The 17,606-nt window shown below is 64.0% G+C and carries 12 protein-coding genes; 6 read left to right on the top strand and 6 right to left on the bottom strand.

Annotation, left to right across the window (positions count from 1 at the left end):
- The first annotated feature begins 71 nt into the window (after positions 1–71).
- Both HWX07_RS30415 and HWX07_RS30410 read left to right on the top strand, forming a co-directional pair.
- Entirely contained in the window at positions 72–1,757 is a 1,686-nt protein-coding gene (locus tag HWX07_RS30415; protein ID WP_175878807.1) for a ShlB/FhaC/HecB family hemolysin secretion/activation protein, read from the top strand.
- A 174-nt stretch (positions 1,758–1,931) separates the two neighbouring features.
- Complete coding sequence (locus HWX07_RS30410) at positions 1,932–2,393, top strand: DUF2147 domain-containing protein (RefSeq protein ID WP_011545269.1); 462 nt, start codon at positions 1,932–1,934, stop codon at positions 2,391–2,393.
- A gap of 99 nt (positions 2,394–2,492) precedes the next feature.
- On the opposite strand, the gene HWX07_RS30405 is transcribed toward HWX07_RS30410, so the two are convergent.
- The 6 genes from HWX07_RS30405 to typA form a co-directional block, all read right to left on the bottom strand.
- Positions 2,493–2,936, bottom strand: coding sequence for a transposase (locus HWX07_RS30405; protein WP_157062171.1), 444 nt, complete (start codon positions 2,934–2,936; stop codon positions 2,493–2,495).
- Positions 2,937–3,051: 115 nt separating this feature from the next.
- A complete protein-coding gene (zapE, locus tag HWX07_RS30400; protein ID WP_006476155.1) occupies positions 3,052–4,149 on the bottom strand; it encodes a cell division protein ZapE in 1,098 nt (365 codons plus the stop codon).
- 100 nt (positions 4,150–4,249) lie between these two features.
- A complete protein-coding gene (gene lpdA / locus HWX07_RS30395) occupies positions 4,250–5,680 on the bottom strand; it encodes a dihydrolipoyl dehydrogenase (RefSeq protein ID WP_006476156.1) in 1,431 nt (476 codons plus the stop codon).
- A gap of 81 nt (positions 5,681–5,761) precedes the next feature.
- Positions 5,762–7,042: a 2-oxoglutarate dehydrogenase complex dihydrolipoyllysine-residue succinyltransferase gene (gene odhB / locus HWX07_RS30390; RefSeq protein WP_011545266.1), complete on the bottom strand. Its 1,281-nt coding sequence runs from the start codon at positions 7,040–7,042 to the stop codon at positions 5,762–5,764.
- Positions 7,043–7,177: 135 nt separating this feature from the next.
- Positions 7,178–10,042: a 2-oxoglutarate dehydrogenase E1 component gene (locus HWX07_RS30385; protein WP_077217801.1), complete on the bottom strand. Its 2,865-nt coding sequence runs from the start codon at positions 10,040–10,042 to the stop codon at positions 7,178–7,180.
- 316 nt (positions 10,043–10,358) lie between these two features.
- Entirely contained in the window at positions 10,359–12,185 is a 1,827-nt protein-coding gene (gene typA / locus HWX07_RS30380; RefSeq protein ID WP_006476159.1) for a translational GTPase TypA, read from the bottom strand.
- A 331-nt stretch (positions 12,186–12,516) separates the two neighbouring features.
- Here typA and HWX07_RS30375 point away from each other — a divergent pair, with 331 nt between their 5' ends.
- The 4 genes from HWX07_RS30375 (at position 12,517) to HWX07_RS30360 (ending at position 17,447) form a co-directional block, all read left to right on the top strand.
- The gene (locus HWX07_RS30375; protein ID WP_175806743.1) at positions 12,517–13,008 is read left to right on the top strand and encodes a MarR family transcriptional regulator; all 492 of its coding nucleotides are present in this window, start codon (positions 12,517–12,519) and stop codon (positions 13,006–13,008) included.
- A gap of 87 nt (positions 13,009–13,095) precedes the next feature.
- The gene (locus HWX07_RS30370; protein WP_069621372.1) at positions 13,096–14,592 is read left to right on the top strand and encodes an efflux transporter outer membrane subunit; all 1,497 of its coding nucleotides are present in this window, start codon (positions 13,096–13,098) and stop codon (positions 14,590–14,592) included.
- 52 nt (positions 14,593–14,644) lie between these two features.
- The gene (locus tag HWX07_RS30365; protein ID WP_175878806.1) at positions 14,645–15,859 is read left to right on the top strand and encodes an HlyD family secretion protein; all 1,215 of its coding nucleotides are present in this window, start codon (positions 14,645–14,647) and stop codon (positions 15,857–15,859) included.
- A 28-nt stretch (positions 15,860–15,887) separates the two neighbouring features.
- Positions 15,888–17,447: a DHA2 family efflux MFS transporter permease subunit gene (locus HWX07_RS30360; RefSeq protein ID WP_175878805.1), complete on the top strand. Its 1,560-nt coding sequence runs from the start codon at positions 15,888–15,890 to the stop codon at positions 17,445–17,447.
- Positions 17,448–17,606 lie beyond the last annotated feature (159 nt).

Here is a 17,606-nt window from a genome sequence, read left to right as displayed (position 1 = left end):
GCGCGCGACATCCAGGTGTCGCGCGCCGGCATTACAAAGAAGACGAAAAGCAAGGCCTACGAGGAAGAACAATGAAATCCAGACTCGACAGATGGATGATGATGCTCGCCATCGCGGCGGCAGGCACGGCACAGGCACAAACGCGCGTCGGCGGTAACCCGCTCGACTCCCTTCCCCAGATCAACGCACCGAAGACGGGCCCGAACGTCACCGTTCAGGTCGCGCCGCAGGCGCCGCAATTGCAAGAGCTGCTGTCGCGGCACCTGACACCGAAGACGTTCCAGGTAGAAGGTGTGAAGTCGGTACCGTTCGAGGAAATCACGCGCCGTTTCACGCCGCTCGTCGGCAAGGACATCACGATCGGCGAGCTGATCGAAACCGCCAACGGCGTGACGAAGCTGTACCAGGAGCGTGGCTACGCGCTGTCGTTCGCGTTCGTTCCCGCGCAGACGTTCGAGGACGGCGTCGTGCGCATCACGGTGGTCGAAGGCTATGTGTCGGACGTCAAGGTCACCGGCAAACCCGGCGCGATGGAACCGAAAATTCGCGCGATTGCCGCGCACATCACGGCCGACCGGCCGCTGCGCCGGGCGACGTTCGAGCGCTACGTGAACACGTTCGGCCTGCTGCCCGGCCTCACGGTGAAGGCGAATGTCCCGCCGCCGCAAACCACCGACGGCGCGACGACGCTCGAGCTCGCGGTCGATCGCAAGCCGTTCAACGTCAGCACGGGGATCGACTTCAATCACCCGGGCGTCCAGGGTCTCATCACCGCGACCGAAAACGGCCTGACGCGATTCGGCGAGCAACTGAGCATCTCGGCGCTCGCACCGCCGGGACGCGACAAGCAAACCTACTTCGCGTTCAGCGGCGCCCTGCCCGTCGGCAGCAGCGGCCTGATCACGCGACTCGATGCCAGCACGTATCGCGGCAAGCCGACCGACAACCCGGGGTTGCCGTCGTACGTCGAGCGGACGGTCAAGAACGAAAAACTCGGTCTTTCGGCCTCCTATCCGATACTGTTGAACAATCAGCGCAGCCTGCTCGGCACCGTGTCAGGTTATGCGTCGCACAACGAGGATCGCTACCAGAACCAGATCAACGGTGCGAGCCTCGATACGCGCTCGCAGGTTCGCGTGCTCCAGATGCAGCTCGACTACACGAGCGTCCAGCCGAAACAGGTACAGAAGCTGAGCGTCAACGTCGCCAAGGGTTTCAATATCCTCGGTGCGTCGAAAGCGCAGGACATTACCGTCGGTACGACGACAACCTCGGTGGACAGCCCGATCTCGCTGACCTTCGTTCGCACCGGCGCGACTTTCACGCAGACGAACGAATGGCCGTTCCGGATCGGCACGTCGGTTTCGCTGACCGGGCAATACAGTCCCGACTCGCTGCCGACGTCCGAACAGATCTCGTTCGGCTCGACCCGTTACGCGCTCGGCTACCAGCCGGGCGAAACATCGGGCGACTCGGGCTGGGGGATGTCTCTGGAAGTTAACCGCGGCTTCACGCCGGGCTGGACGTATCTGAAATCGATCACGCCATACATCGCATACGACATGGCGCGCGTGTATCTGCACTCAGGCACGCCGTCACCGAACCGCATGTCGTCGGTCGGCATCGGCGTGCGGCTCACGGACAGCCGCTACTACAGTCTCGACCTGAACGTCGCCAAACCGGTGGGCGATGCACCGGTCGAAAGCGCGTCACGCAGCCCGCGCATCAACGCCGCGTTCTCCTATCAGCTCAACTGATCGGTCACCAAAGCCTCGAAACAGCCCGCATCACGCGGGCTGTTTCGATTAGAGTCCCCTCTATCAAACGTGGCGCGTGGTTTCACGTATTCTGGCGAAGCTCGCAACATGCCCGCCCCATGCAGACGGGCGTGCGGGCGAATCGAACAGACATGCAAAACAAGGAGGATGACAATGATTCAACTGACCCGCCCGTTGCGTGCAATCGCCATTGCCGGCGCCCTGCTCGCGTGCGCAGCGCCTACCTTCGCGCAAGCCGACAGCCCCATCGGCATGTGGCAAACGATCGACGACAACACCCATCAACCGAAGGCACTCGTGCAGATCGCCGAGGACGGCGACGGCGCGCTGACGGGCAAGGTCGTCAAGGGCCTCGGCGCGAACGATACGCCCGATCGCCGCTGCACCGCGTGCACGGACGAGCGCAAGGATCAGCTCATCAAGGGCATGACGATCATCAAGGCGATGAAGAAGGACGGCGACCACTGGGACGGCGGCAACATTCTCGACCCGGAGAACGGCAAGGTCTACAAGTGCAAGATGACGCTTGAAGACGGCGGCCAGAAGCTCGTGGTGCGCGGCTACATCGGCGTGTCGCTGCTCGGTCGCTCGCAGACCTGGGTTCGCCAGCAATAACGCAGCACGCGCCAAAACGCGCGGCTCAATAAAAATCGGCCTGCGACAACGTCGTCAGGCCGATTTCTTTTGGTGCGCGCACAACGAAAACCGATGGAATCACGCCGCGTGCTTCATCGCACCCGATGCATAGCTGCCCGGAGCACGATACGCGGGTGCCGCGTTGCTACGCGCCTCTGCCGCCTTCGATTGCGTGTGCTTGCGCATCCGCGCGGACAGTTCATTGCACAGATTCATGCCGGCGTCGCCATAAAGCTCACGCATCACATTCATCAGCGTGCCCGTTTCGTGCCACACCTTGAAGCGGCGATGGCATGTTTGATACGACGGGTAACGGCGCGGCATGGCCGACCAGGTTGCGCCGCTGTAGATCACCCAGAGCACCCCGTTCAGCACGGCCCGCGTATTGGCTAACGGCCGGCCGCGCAACTCGGTGCGCGGCTGCATTTCGGGCAGAAGCGGCGCGACGCAGCGCCATTCGTGGTCGGTCAAATCGCGATACGGTGTCATGGACATCTCCAGCCTTAATAACCATGACACCACAATATCGGCTCACCTCAACGATGAATATAAGACAAATCCGAAAATACCCGTAGATCGACTGAATTTAACCGAAATTGACGTTTAAATCTCGCCAATTACCCGAGCTCACATCAACTCAGGTCAACGACGTATCGACGATGCGGCGCGGCGTTTCGAGATACTCCTTCGACTGCATCTCGACGATGCGCGAGACCGTACGCGCGAATTCGTTGGCCATCGGGCCTTCGACGTACAGTTCCTCGGCCGGCACCGCCGCGGACATCAGCAGCTTGACCTTGTGGTCGTACAGCACGTCGATGAGCCACGTGAAGCGGCGCGCTTCGGATGCCATCCGCGGCGACATCTGCGGCACCTCGGACAGCACGATCGCATGGAAGCGGCTCGCCAGTTCGAGGTAGTCGTTCTGCGAACGCGGGCCGCCGCACAGCGTCGCGAAATCGAACCACACGACGCCGTCCGCCTTGCGCAGCGCCTTCAGTTCGCGCTTCTCGATATGCAGGATCGGGCTTTCGTCGGGCACGGCCGCGAGCTTGCCGAATGCATGGCGCAGTTCGCGATCGGCATCCGCGCCGAGCGGCGTGTGATACATCTTCACCTGCGCGAGCGTGCGCTGGCGATAATCGACCCCTGCGTCGACGTTGAGCACGTCGAGCTTGTCCTTGATCAGCGCGATCGCCGGCAGCATGCGGTCGCGATGCAGGCCGTCCGGGTACAGGTCGTCGGGATCGTAATTGGACGTCATCACGAACTGCACGCCGTTGTTGAACAGGCGGTCGAGCAGACGGTACAGAATCATCGCGTCGGCGATGTCCGACACGTGAAACTCGTCGAAGCAGATCAGCCGGTAACGCTTCGCGATGCGTCGCGCGAGTTCGTCGAGCGGATCGGCCTGCCCTTTCAGCTCCTCGAGCTCGCGGTGCACTTCGCGCATGAATTCGTGGAAATGCAGGCGCGTCTTGCGCTGCACGGGCACCACCGCGTAGAAGCTGTCCATCAGGAAGCTCTTGCCGCGACCGACGCCACCCCACATGTAGACGCCGCGCGGAAGATCCGGATGATTGATGAGCTTCTTGAACGCGTTCGAGCGGCGCGCCTTGTAGTCGACCCATTCGTCGAAGCAGCGCTGCAAGCGATCGACGGCCGCGCGCTGGGCGGGATCGGACTGATAGCCGCGCGTGGTCAGTTCGCGCGTGTAGTATTCGGTGACGTTCATCGGGGCAAACCGGAAAAAACAAAGGCGAGCGGGAAAAACCCGCCCGCCTTCGTCATGAGACGGTTGCGCCAGCCGATGGCCGGCCGGCGCTATACCGCGCTCAGCTGTTCAGCGAGCGCTTGTCGACCGCGAGCGCCGCTTCGCGCATCACTTCCGACATCGACGGGTGCGGATGGCAGATGCGGGCGATGTCTTCCGACGCCGCCTTGAACTCCATCGCCACCACGGCTTCCGCGATCAGGTCCGACGCGTTCGCGGCGATCACGTGCACGCCGAGCAGCTCGTCGGTCTTCGCATCCGCGATCATCTTCACGAAACCGTCCGGCGCGTTCATGCCGAGCGCGCGGCCGTTGATCGAGAACGGGAACTTGCCCGTCTTGATCTCGCGGCCTTCCGCCTTCAGCTGCTGCTCCGTCTTGCCGACCCATGCGATTTCCGGGTACGTGTAGATCACCCACGGAATGCAGTTGTAGTCGATGTGCGGCTTCTGGCCGTCGATCACTTCCGCGACCAGCACGCCTTCGTCTTCCGCCTTGTGCGCGAGCATCGGGCCGCGCACCACGTCGCCGATCGCGTACACGTTCGGCACCGCCGTGCGGCAATGGTCGTCCACGTCGATGAAGCCGCGCTCGTTCGCCTTCAGGCCGATCGCCTCGAGGCCGAGGTTGTCGGTGTTCGGCACGCGGCCGACCGACACGATCAGGCGGTCGGCGTCGAGCGTCTGCGCGTTGCCGTCCTTGTCCGTGTAAGCGATCGACACGCCGTCGGCGGTCGTCTTCACGTCGCCGATCTTCACGCCGAGATGGATGTCGAGGCCCTGCTTCTTGAACAGCTTGGCCGCTTCCTTCGCGAGCGCTTCGTCGGCTGCGCCGAGGAACGCCGGCAGCGCTTCGAGCACCGTCACGTCGGCACCGAGGCGGCGCCACACCGAGCCGAGCTCGAGGCCGATCACGCCCGCGCCGATCACGGCGAGCTTCTTCGGCACCGAGTCGAATGTCAGCGCGCCTTCGTTGTCCGACACGATCTTGTTGTCGACCGGGATGTTCGGCAGGTGACGCGCCTTCGAGCCCGTCGCGATGATCACGTTCTTCGCGGTGACGACTTCGGCTTCACCCTCGCCGCTCACCTCGATCTGCACGCCGGCGTCGGTCTTGCCGGTGAACTTGCCATGGCCCTTCAGCCAGGTGATCTTGTTCTTCTTGAACAGAAACTCGATCCCGCTCGTCATCTTCTCGACGATCGCATCCTTGCGGCCGAGCATCTTCGCGACGTCGATCTTCACGCCGTCGACCGTGATGCCGTGGTCGGCCAGGTGGTGCGACGTGTTCTCGAACTCTTCCGACGATGCGAGCAGCGCCTTCGACGGGATGCAACCGACGTTCAGGCAGGTGCCGCCGAGCTTCAGCGCGCCGGCCGGGTTCTTCCACTTCTCGATACAGGCAACGGTCTTGCCGAGCTGCGCGGCGCGAATCGCGGCGATGTAGCCGCCGGGGCCGGCGCCGATCACGACGACGTCAAATTCCTTGGACATGACAATCCTTTCTACTTGTACGCCCGCAGGTTCGCACGTGGGCGCGAACCTGCGGAACGGGTCGATGCGGTGAGACTCGGCTTACAGGTCGAGCAGCAGGCGTGCCGGATCTTCCAGCGCATCCTTCATCGCGACGAGCGAGAGCACGGCTTCGCGGCCGTCGATGATGCGGTGGTCGTACGACAGCGCGAGGTAGTTGATCGGGCGGATCACGATCTGGCCGTTTTCGACGACCGGGCGCTCCTTCGTCGCGTGCACGCCGAGGATGGCCGACTGCGGCGGGTTGATGATCGGGGTCGACAGCATCGAGCCGAACACGCCGCCGTTCGAGATCGAGAACGTACCACCCGTCATTTCCTCGATCGACAGCTTGCCGTCCTTCGCCTTCTGGCCGAATTCGGCGATCTTCTTCTCGATCTCGGCGAGGCTCAGTTGATCCGCGTTGCGCAGGATCGGCACGACCAGGCCGCGCGGCGAACCGACCGCGATACCGATGTCGAAGTAGCCGTGGTAGACGATGTCGTTACCGTCGATCGACGCGTTCACGAGCGGGAACTTCTTCAGCGCATGGACGGCCGCCTTCACGAAGAACGACATGAAGCCGAGCTTCACGCCGTGTTCCTTCTCGAACTTGTCCTTGTACTTGTTGCGCAGCTCCATGACCGGAGCCATGTTCACTTCGTTGAACGTCGTCAGGATCGCGTTGGTCTGCTGCGATTCGAGCAGACGCTCGGCGATACGCGCACGCAGGCGCGACATCGGCACGCGCTGTTCCGGACGGTCGTTCAGCCAGGTCGCTGCCGACGCCGGCACCTTCACTTCCGGCAGCGCCGGCTTCGCGGCGGCGGTCTTCGCGGGTGCGGCGGCCGGAGCAGCCTTCGGTGCGCTGCCTGCGGCCAGCGCGTCGCCCTTCGTGACGCGGCCGTCGCGGCCCGAACCTGCGACGTCGCCCGTCGACAGGCCCTTCTCGGCCAGCAGCTTCGCTGCGGCCGGCGATGCGGCGGCCGAGCTCGATGCCGTTGCGGCTGCCGGCTGAGCGGCCGGTGCGGCGGCTGCTGCAGGCGCGGCTGCCGGCTTGACTTCGGCGGCGCCTGCCGCGGCTTCTGCAGCACCTGCCTTCGCTTCGGTATCGATCGTCGCGATGATCTGGTCGGCCACGACCGTGTCACCGTCGTTCTGCAGCACTTGCGCGAGCACGCCCGCTGCCGGCGCCGGCACTTCGAGGACGACCTTGTCGGTCTCGAGTTCGATCAGGATTTCGTCCTGCGCGACTGCTTCGCCCGGCTTCTTCTTCCACTGCAGCATGGTGGCTTCCGACACCGACTCCGACAGCTGGGGGACTTTGACTTCTACGATAGCCATGTGATTTTCCTGGATGCTTAATCTGGGGTATGACGAGGTTCGTGCGATTCCTTCGGCCGGTGCGGCGCGCGACGCGCGCGGGGGCCGAAAGGGACGGGAAAGCGCCGCGCGCCTTCCCGTTTCGCTTGACGTCGGTTATTTCGCGATCGATGCGCTCTTCAGGCGGCCGAATGCCCCTTCGATCAGGGCCTTCTGCTGCTCGTAGTGCTTCGCGTAGTAGCCAACCGCCGGCGAGGCCGAAGCCGGACGGCCGCTGTATGCCAGCTTCTGCCCTTCCTTCATGCCTTCCTTCAGGTGGTGCTCGACGTAGAACCAGGGGCCCTGGTTCTGCGGCTCGTCCTGCACCCAGACCACTTCAGTCGCGTTCTCGTACTTCTTGATTTCGGCTTCGAACTGCTTGTGCGCGAACGGATACAGCTGCTCGATACGGATGATCGCGACGTCGTTCGCCTTCGCTTCACGGCGGTGCGCGACGAGGTCGTAGTACACGCGGCCCGAGCACACCAGCACGCGCTTGACCTTCTTCGCGTCGATGCCGCCGTCGGTTTCGCCCAGCACCGGCTGGAACGAACCCTTCGCGAGTTCCGACAGGTCCGACACCGCTTCCTTGTGGCGCAGCAGCGACTTCGGCGTGGCGACGATCAGCGGCTTGCGGAACAGGCGGATCATCTGGCGACGCAGCAGGTGGAAGATCTGCGCCGGCGTCGTCGGCTGGACGACCTGCATGTTGTGGTCGGCACACAGTTGCAGGAAACGCTCGATACGCGTGGACGAGTGCTCCGGACCTTGCCCTTCGTAGCCGTGCGGCAGCAGCATCGTGAGACCCGACACGCGGCCCCACTTCACTTCGCCCGACGAGATGAACTGGTCGATCACGACCTGCGCGCCGTTGACGAAGTCGCCGAACTGCGCTTCCCACAACACGAGCGTGTTCGGCTCGGCGGTCGAATAACCGTATTCGAAGCCCAGCACCGCTTCTTCCGACAGCACCGAGTCGATCACCGTGAACTTCGCCTGACCGTCGGCGATGTTCTGCAGCGGCACGTACGTGCCGTCGTTCCAGCGCTCGCGGTTCTGGTCGTGCAGCACCGCGTGACGGTGCGTGAACGTGCCGCGGCCCGAGTCCTGACCCGTCAGGCGCACCGAGTAGCCCGATGCGACGAGCGACGCGAATGCGAGGTGTTCGCCCATGCCCCAGTCGAGCGGCTGATCGCCGCGCGCCATGTTGCGGCGGTCGTTGATCACGCGCTCGACGAGCGGGTGAACCTTGAAGTTTTCCGGGACCGTCGTGATGCGTTCGCCCAGGCGCTTCAGTTCGGCGAGCGGCACGGCCGTATCGGCTGCGTCCGTCCACTTGCGGTTCAGAAACGGCACCCAGTCGACCGCGTACTTGCTCTTGTAGTTGGACAGGACCGGATCGACGGTGTGGTGGCCGTCGTCCATCGCCTTGCGGTACGCCTTCACGTAGTTGTCGGCGTCTTCCGCGGTGATCACGCCCTGCTGCACGAGCTTCTCGGCGTACAGCGCACGGGTGCCCGGGTGCTGCGCGATCTTCTTGTACATCAGCGGCTGCGTGACCGCCGGCGTGTCCTGCTCGTTGTGACCCAGCTTGCGGAAGCAGACGATGTCGATCACGACATCCTTGTGGAACTGCATCCGGTAGTCGATCGCGATCTGGATCGCGAGCACGACGGCTTCCGGATCGTCGCCGTTCACGTGCAGCACCGGCGCCTCGATCATCTTGACGACGTCGGTACAGTACAGCGTCGAGCGCGCGTCGCGCGGGTCGGACGTCGTGAAGCCGATCTGGTTGTTGATGACGATGTGCAGCGTGCCGTGCGTGCCGTAACCGCGCGTCTGCGCGAGGTTCAGCGTTTCCATCACGACGCCCTGGCCGGCGAAGGCCGCGTCGCCGTGGATCTGCACCGGCAGCACTTGCAGGCCGTCTTCGTCGCCGCGACGGTCCATCCGCGCCTTCGCGGAACCTTCGACCACCGGGTTCACGATTTCGAGGTGCGACGGGTTGAACGCGAGCGACAGGTGGACCGGGCCGCCTTCCGTCGACACGTCCGACGAGAAGCCCTTGTGGTATTTCACGTCGCCGGCCGGCAGGTCGTCGACGTGCTTGCCTTCGAATTCGGCGAACAGGTCGGCCGGCATCTTGCCCAGCGTGTTGACCAGCACGTTCAGACGGCCGCGGTGAGCCATGCCGATGATGATTTCCTGCACGCCGCTCTTGCCCGCGTGCTGGACGACTTCGTCCATCGCCGCGATGAAGCTTTCGCCGCCTTCGAGCGAGAAGCGCTTCTGGCCGACGTACTTGGTGTGCAGGTAGCGCTCGAGGCCTTCGGCGGCCGTCAGGCGGTTCAGGATGTGCTTCTTCTTCTCGACCGAGAAAGCCGGCGTCGCGCGGGTCGATTCCAGGCGCTCCTGCCACCAGCGCTTCTGTTCCGGATCGCTGATGTACATGTACTCGGCGCCGATCGTGCCGCAGTACGTGTCGCGCAGACCCTTGACGATGTCACGCAGCGAAGCCTGGTCGAAACCGAAGTACAGGTTGCTTGCGCTGTACGTCTGGTCGAGGTCGCCTTCGGAGAAGTCGTAGAAAGCCGGTTCGAGTTCAGGAATGGCGGGACGTTCGCGACGCTTCAGCGGATCGAGGTTGGCCCATTGCGAGCCGAGGAAGCGGTAGGCGCTGATCAGCGACTGGACGTGCACCTGCTTGCGTGCGGTCGCGAGGTTGCTGGTGCTTTCGCGGGGGATGAAGGCATTGGCCTTCGCACGCTCGGCGAACGATTCGACGATCGGGAAGTGAGCGACGTCATTGGCATTCGAGCCGTCGGTTGCAGGCACGTTCTGCAACGCGTCGAAATACTCGCGCCAGTTCTCCGGCACCGATGCCGGATTGTTGAGGTATGCATCGTACAGTTCTTCAACGTACGAAGCATTGCCGCCGAACAGATAGGAGTTCAGCTGAAACTGCTTCATTACATCTGACATTTTACGCTCACCTTTCTTCGAGCTTCTCGAGAAATAGCGGGTTACTCAACCTTCCGCGACACGGCCTGACCGTTTAGCGGATTGCGAATCAAGTCTTGCTTGGAAGGACCTAAAACTTGCGTGCGCGCAGCATATCACAGAACCGATACCGGAGTTCACGGCGAAATGTGCCTGAAAGCACCGCGCGGCGGGGTTTTGCCGGATTGCGGCGACCCGCGGGAACAGTGTTTTGCAGGCAATCCGGTTGCACGACACGCAGATGCAAAAAAGGCTGCCCGAAGGCAGCCTTTTCGTCGTGCTCGGGAACGGTCGATGCTTAGTCGACCGCGCCTTCGCGGCTCGCACGGCGACGCTCGTGCTCCTTCAGGAAGCGCTTGCGCAGACGGATCGACTGCGGCGTCACTTCGACGAGTTCGTCGTCGTCGATGAATTCCACTGCGTATTCCAGCGACATCTGGACCGGCGGCACGAGACGCACGGCTTCGTCGGTACCCGACGCGCGCACGTTGGTCAGCTGCTTGCCCTTGATCGGGTTCACGACGAGGTCGTTGTCGCGGCTGTGGATGCCGATGATCATGCCCTCATACAGCGCGTCGCCCGGCTTCACGAACATGCGGCCGCGATCCTGCAGCTTCCACAGTGCGTAGGCAACCGCCGCGCCGTCGTCCTGCGAAATCAGCACGCCGTTGCGGCGCTCGAAGACCGAGCCGTCCTTGACCGGCGCGTACGAGTCGAAGATGTGGCTCATCAGGCCCGTGCCGCGCGTGAGCGTCAGGAATTCGCTCTGGAAGCCGATCAGGCCACGTGCCGAGATCTTGTATTCCAGGCGCGTGCGGCCGCGGCCGTCCGACGCCATGTCGAGCATTTCGCCCTTGCGGCGGCCGAGCTCTTCCATCACGCCGCCCTGGTGTTCGTCCTCGACGTCGACCGTCAGCAGCTCGTACGGCTCGTGACGCACGCCGTCGATTTCCTGCATCACCACGCGCGGACGCGACACGGCCAGCTCGTAGCCTTCGCGGCGCATGTTCTCGACGAGAATCGTCAGGTGCAGTTCGCCGCGGCCCGACACTTCGAACACAGTTTCGTCGCCGGTATCCTTCACGCGCAGCGCGACGTTGTGGTTCAGTTCCTTCATCAGACGGTCGCGGATCTGGCGGCTCGTCACGAACTTGCCTTCGCGGCCGGCGAGCGGCGACGAGTTGACGAGGAAGTTCATCGTCAGCGTCGGTTCGTCGACGGTGATCATCGGCAGCGCTTCCGGCGTATCGACCGCGCAGATCGTCGCGCCGATGCCGACGTCTTCAATACCGTTGATCAGCACGATGTCGCCCGCTTCGGCCGATTCGACCTGCACGCGCTCCAGACCCTTGAACGACAGCACCTGGTTGATCTTGCGGTTCAGCACGTCGCCTTCCGGGCCGAAGCGCATCACGACCGGCTGGCCCGGCTTGATTCGGCCGCGCGTGATGCGGCCGACGCCGATCCGGCCGACGTACGTCGAATAGTCGAGCGACGTGATCTGGAGCTGCAGCGGCGCTTCCGGATCGGCCGGGCGAACCGGCACGTGCTCGAGGATCGCCTCGAACAGCGGGCGCATGTCGCCTTCGCGTGCGGCCGGGTCGAGCGACGCGTAGCCATTCAGGCCCGACGCATAGACGATCGGGAAGTCGAGCTGCTCTTCGGTCGCGCCGAGCTTGTCGAACAGATCGAAGGTCTGGTTGATCACCCAGTCGATCCGCGCGCCCGGGCGGTCGATCTTGTTGACGACGACGATCGGCTTCAGGCCGAGCGCGAGCGCCTTCTTCGTGACGAAGCGCGTCTGCGGCATCGGGCCTTCGACCGCGTCGACGAGCAGCAGCACCGAGTCGACCATCGACAGCACGCGCTCGACTTCGCCGCCGAAGTCCGCGTGCCCCGGGGTGTCCACGATGTTGACGTGCGTGCCTTCGTATTCGACCGCGCAGTTCTTCGCGAGAATCGTGATCCCGCGCTCTTTTTCGATGTCGTTCGAATCCATCACCCGCTCCGCAATCTGCTGGTTGTCGCGGAAGGTGCCGGACTGGCGGAGCAGTTGGTCGACGAGCGTGGTCTTGCCGTGGTCGACGTGGGCGATGATGGCGATATTGCGAAGGGCGCGGGTCATAGAAACCTGGAAATCCGTTTGAACGCGCAAACGCGCGCGCTCGTGTTTTCACGGGCGCGCGCCGTTGCAGCTTGGTAAGCCACAAATTATAGCACGTGCGAGTGGCGAGAGCTGGCCTACGCGTTGCAACGCAACAAAACGGGCCGCCTCGCGCTCCTCTCCCGAACCGGCCGAGCCTCTTCTGCTCCACGACCGGCGCGCAAAAAAACCTTATCGGGACAAGGGATTCTCGCCGGACGGAGCGCGCGTTTCGCCGTTCGATTAACATTTGCCGCGGCAAGCAATTGTGCCTATACTGCTGCCTAGTCAACTATTGCAGCTTCAGGGTTTTATGTCGGATTCTCCTACCCCACCGCCCGTTTCGCCGCTGTCTACGTATCAGATGAACGACAGCGTCGGTTATCTGATGTCGCGCGTGAAGTCGGTGATGACCAATCTCGTCACGCAGCGCACGCAGGAAGAGCTCGGCATCACGGGCACGCAGGCGAGCATGCTGTTCATGATCGCGGTCGGCAAGTGCTCGACGGCCGCCGAACTCGCACGCGAATACGGCATCGACGCAAGCGCCGTCACGCGCCTGCTCGACCGGGTCGAGAAACGCGGCCTGCTGTCGCGCGTGCGCAGCGTCGAGGACCGGCGCGTCGTGCGGCTCGAGCTCACCGACGAAGGCCGCGCGCTGGCCGAACGGCTGCCGCCTATTTTCCGCAGCGTGCTCGACCAGGTGCTGGACGGGTTTACGCCGGAAGAAGTCGGGTTCCTGAAGAGCATGCTGCGCCGCATTCTCAGCAACTATTGCGAGACAGCGGGCGGTAGCATCACGTAATAGTTGCCATAACAATTACTTTTGACAGATTAATGTAAGGAAATCCTTGCAGTGTCCATCATTCATTCCGAGTCAGGGGTTAGCGCGATGAAAACCTCCCCGTTATCCGTGCGCGCCGGGTCGTGCCGTGCCGCCGTCGCCGCCGCGGTTGCCGCGCTGGCGCTGGCGGGCTGCGCGAATTACATCGGCATCAAGAGCGACAAGCAGATCGCCCCCGCATCGCAATTCGAATCCGCCCAGAGCCTGCCGGCCCAGGGCGGCCAATGGCCGGCGCTCGACTGGGCCAGCCAGTTCGGCGATCCGCAACTGCCGAAGCTGATCGACGAAGCGCTGCAGGGCAACCCGTCGATCGCTCAGGCCCAGGCGCGCATCGCGAAAGCCTCGTCGTACATCGAATCGTCCCGCTCGAACCTGATGCCGAAGGCCGAAGCCAGCTATTCGTGGACACGCGAGCTGTATTCGTCGAACGCACTGTTCCCGCCCCCGTACGGCGGCCAGTGGTACAGCGAGAACAACGCGCTCGCGAGCGCCTCGTGGGAACTGGACCTGTGGGGCAAGAACCGCGAACGCCTGCACACGGCCGTATCGCAGGAAAAAGCCGCCGAAGCCGACATGCAACAGGCGCGCATCACGCTCGCGTCGTCGGTCGCGCGCACCTACAACTCGCTCGCGCAGCTCTACGCGTTGCGCGACATCGCGCAACGCGAGATCACCAACCGCGAGACGGTCGGCAAGATCACCGACGGCCGCGTATCGGCCGGCCTCGACACCAACGTCGAGCGCCAGACGGCCCGCGGCAACATCGCGACGACCCAGGCTTCGCTGTCGGATCTAGACGGCCAGATCACGACGGTGCGCTACCAGCTCGCCGCGCTGCTCGGCAAGGGCCCGGATCGCGGACTGCAGATCGCGGCGCCCGTGATGAACCCGAGCGGCGACGTCACGCTGCCCGGCAACCTGCCGGCCGACCTCGTGTCGCGCCGCCCCGACATCGTTGCCGCGCGCTGGCAGGTCGAAGCCGCGATGCACGACGTGAAGGAAGCGAAGGCCGAGTTCTACCCCGACGTGAACCTCGCGGCCGGCTTCGGCTTCGATGCGTTCGGCTGGGGCAAATTCCTGAACTTCGCGAGCCGCCAGGCGCAGTTCGGCCCGGCAATCCACCTGCCGATCTTCGATGCCGGCGCGCTGCGTGCCCAGCTCAAGGGCCGCTACGCCGACTTCGACCTGTCCGTCGCGAACTACAACCAGACGCTGATCAGCGCGCTGAACGACGTCGCGACGCAGGTCGCGTCGATCCGCGCGATCGATCGGCAGATGGGCGACGCCCAACGTGCGCTCGACGCGTCGACGCGCGCGTACGATCTCGCGGTCATCCGCTACAAGGCCGGCCTGTCGCCGCAACTGCAGGTGCTGACGGCGGACAGCAACCGCCTCGCATCGGAGCAGACGGTGACCAATCTGAAGATGCGTCGCCGCGACATGCAGCTCGCGCTGATCAAGGCGCTCGGCGGTGGGTTCGACGCGACCGGCACGCCGCTCGCCGCGCCCGATGCCGCCACGCCGACCAAACAGGCCGCCAACTGAGCCGGCGCCACCACTACGCAGACACTCGAAATAACGGACGGAGAAAATCGCCATGAGCGACCAACAAAACGCCGCCAGCGCGCAGCCGCAGAACAACGGCAAGCGCAAACGAATGATGACGCTGCTCGTCGCGGTCATCGTGATCGCGGCCATCGCATACGGCCTGTACTACTTCCTCGTCGCCCGCTTCCATGAAGACACCGACGATGCGTACGTGAACGGCAACGTCGTGCAGATCACGCCGCAGGTCACCGGCACCGTGATCGCCGTGAAGGCGGACGACACGCAAACGGTCAAGGCCGGCGATCCGCTCGTCGTGCTCGATCCGGCCGATTCGCAGGTCGCGCTGCAGCAGGCGGAAGCGAACCTCGCGCAAACCGTGCGCCAGGTGCGCGGCCTGTTCGTCAACGACGATCAGTATCGCGCGCAAGTCGCACTGCGCCAGTCCGACCTGTCGAAGGCGCAGGACGATCTGCGTCGCCGCCTGGCCGTCGCGCAGACGGGCGCCGTGTCGCAAGAAGAAATCTCGCACGCCCGCGACGCGGTGAAAGCCGCGCAGGCATCGGTCGACGCCGCGCAGCAACAGCTCGCATCGAATCGCGCATTGACCGCGAACACGACGATCGCATCGCACCCGAACGTGATGGCCGCCGCCGCGAAGGTGCGCGACGCGTACCTCGCGAATGCACGTAACGTGCTGCCGGCGCCGGTCACCGGCTACGTCGCGAAGCGCTCGGTGCAGGTCGGCCAGCGCGTGTCGCCCGGCAACCCGCTGATGTCGGTGGTACCGCTCAATGCCGTGTGGGTCGACGCGAACTTCAAGGAAGTTCAGCTGAAGCACATGCGCATCGGCCAGCCGGTCGAGATGACGGCCGACATCTACGGTTCGTCGGTCACGTACCACGGCAAGGTCGTCGGTTTCTCGGCCGGCACGGGCTCGGCGTTCTCGCTGCTGCCGGCGCAGAACGCGACCGGCAACTGGATCAAGGTCGTGCAGCGCCTGCCGGTGCGGATCGAGCTCGATCCGAAGGATCTCGACAAGCATCCGCTGCGTATCGGCCTGTCGATGCAGGTCGACGTGGACATCAAGGACGAACGCGGCGACCAGCTCGTCAACGCGCCGAACACCGTCTACGAGACCAACGTGTTCGCGAAATACGGCGACGAAGCCGACGCCGAAATCGCGCGCATCATCGCCGAGAACGCGGGCGGCAATGCGTCGACGCCGGTCGCGGCGAAGCAAAACACCGCCGCGAAAATGATGTAACCGTTCCGACTCCGGAAAGACAACCGACATGGCACAGGCTCCTGCCTCCTACCCGCCCTTGCAGGGCGGGCAACTCGTACTCGGGACGATCGCGGTGTCGCTCGCGGTGTTCATGAACGTGCTCGACACGTCCATCGCGAACGTCGCGATCCCGACCATCTCGGGCGACCTCGGCGTGTCGTCCGACCAGGGCACGTGGGTCATCACGTCGTTCGCGGTCGCGAACGCCATCTCGGTGCCGCTGACCGGCTGGCTGACCGACCGTTTCGGGCAGGTGCGCCTGTTCCTCGCGTCGATCATCCTGTTCGTCATCTCGTCGTGGATGTGCGGGTTGTCGCCGAACCTGCCGTTCCTGCTCGGCTCGCGCGTGCTGCAGGGCGCGGTTGCCGGCCCGATGATTCCGCTGTCGCAAGCGCTCCTGCTGTCGAGCTATCCGCGCGCGAAAGCACCGATGGCGCTCGCGCTATGGGCGATGACGACGCTGATCGCGCCGGTCGCGGGCCCGATTCTCGGCGGGTGGATCTCGGACAACTACTCGTGGCCGTGGATCTTCTACGTCAACATCCCGGTCGGCATCGCCGCTGCCGCCGCGACGTGGATGATCTACCGCAATCGGGAGTCGGCCGTGCGCCGCGCGCCGATCGACGGCGTGGGCCTCGCGCTGCTGGTGGTCTGGGTCGGCTCGCTGCAGATCATGCTCGACAAGGGCAAGGATCTCGACTGGTTCGCGTCGACGACCATCGTCGTGCTCGCGCTGACCGCCATCATTGCGTTCGCGTTCTTCGTGATCTGGGAGCTGACCGCCGAGCACCCGGTTGTCGACCTGTCGCTGTTCCGCATCCGGAACTTCACCGGTGGCACGGTCGCGCTGTCGATCGGGTACGGCCTGTACTTCGGCAACCTCGTGCTGTTGCCGCTGTGGCTGCAGACGCAGATCGGCTACACCGCGACCGACGCCGGCCTCGTGATGGCGCCGGTCGGGCTGTTCGCCATCCTGCTGTCGCCACTCACCGGGAAGTATCTGCCGCGCACCGATCCGCGCTTCATCTCGACGGCGTCATTCCTGACGTTTGCGCTGTGCTTCTGGATGCGTTCGCGCTACACGACGGGGGTCGACGAATGGTCGCTGACACTGCCGACGCTCGTGCAAGGCATCGCGATGGCGGGCTTCTTCATCCCGCTCGTGTCGATCACGCTGTCCGGCCTGCCCGGCCACCGCATTCCCGCGGCGTCCGGCCTGTCGAACTTCGTGCGGATCATGTGCGGCGGCATCGGCACGTCGATCTTCCAGACCGCGTGGGACCACCGCAACAACTTCCATCACGCGCAACTGGTCGAGCAGGCGAACCCGTACAACCCGACGTTCAACCAGGCCGTCACGCAGATGGGCAACCTCGGGCTGTCGCAGAGTCAGGCACACGGGCTCATCAACAACATGGCCACGCAACAGGCCGCGCAACTCGGCGTGAACGATCTGTTCTACATCTCGGCGGTGATCTTCGTGCTGCTGATCGCACTGATCTGGATCACCAAGCCCGAACGCGCGGGCGGCGGCGATGCCGGTGCGGCGGCCTCGGCAGCGCACTGAGCGGGCACGTTCAACGCGACACGCCAAACAAAAAGCCCGGTCGAAAATCGACCGGGCTTTTTTCATTCTGCTGACCCATCCTGAAATAGGTTGACACTTTTTCGCCGAGACGAAGAGGTGGCAAGTGGAGCAAGGGATCAAGCGGACGCAGCGGGATTA

Source organism: Burkholderia sp. BCC0097, from assembly GCF_902832985.1.
Classification (GTDB): Bacteria; Pseudomonadota; Gammaproteobacteria; order Burkholderiales; family Burkholderiaceae; genus Burkholderia; species Burkholderia orbicola.
This window is presented reverse-complemented; position numbering and strand designations above follow the sequence as displayed.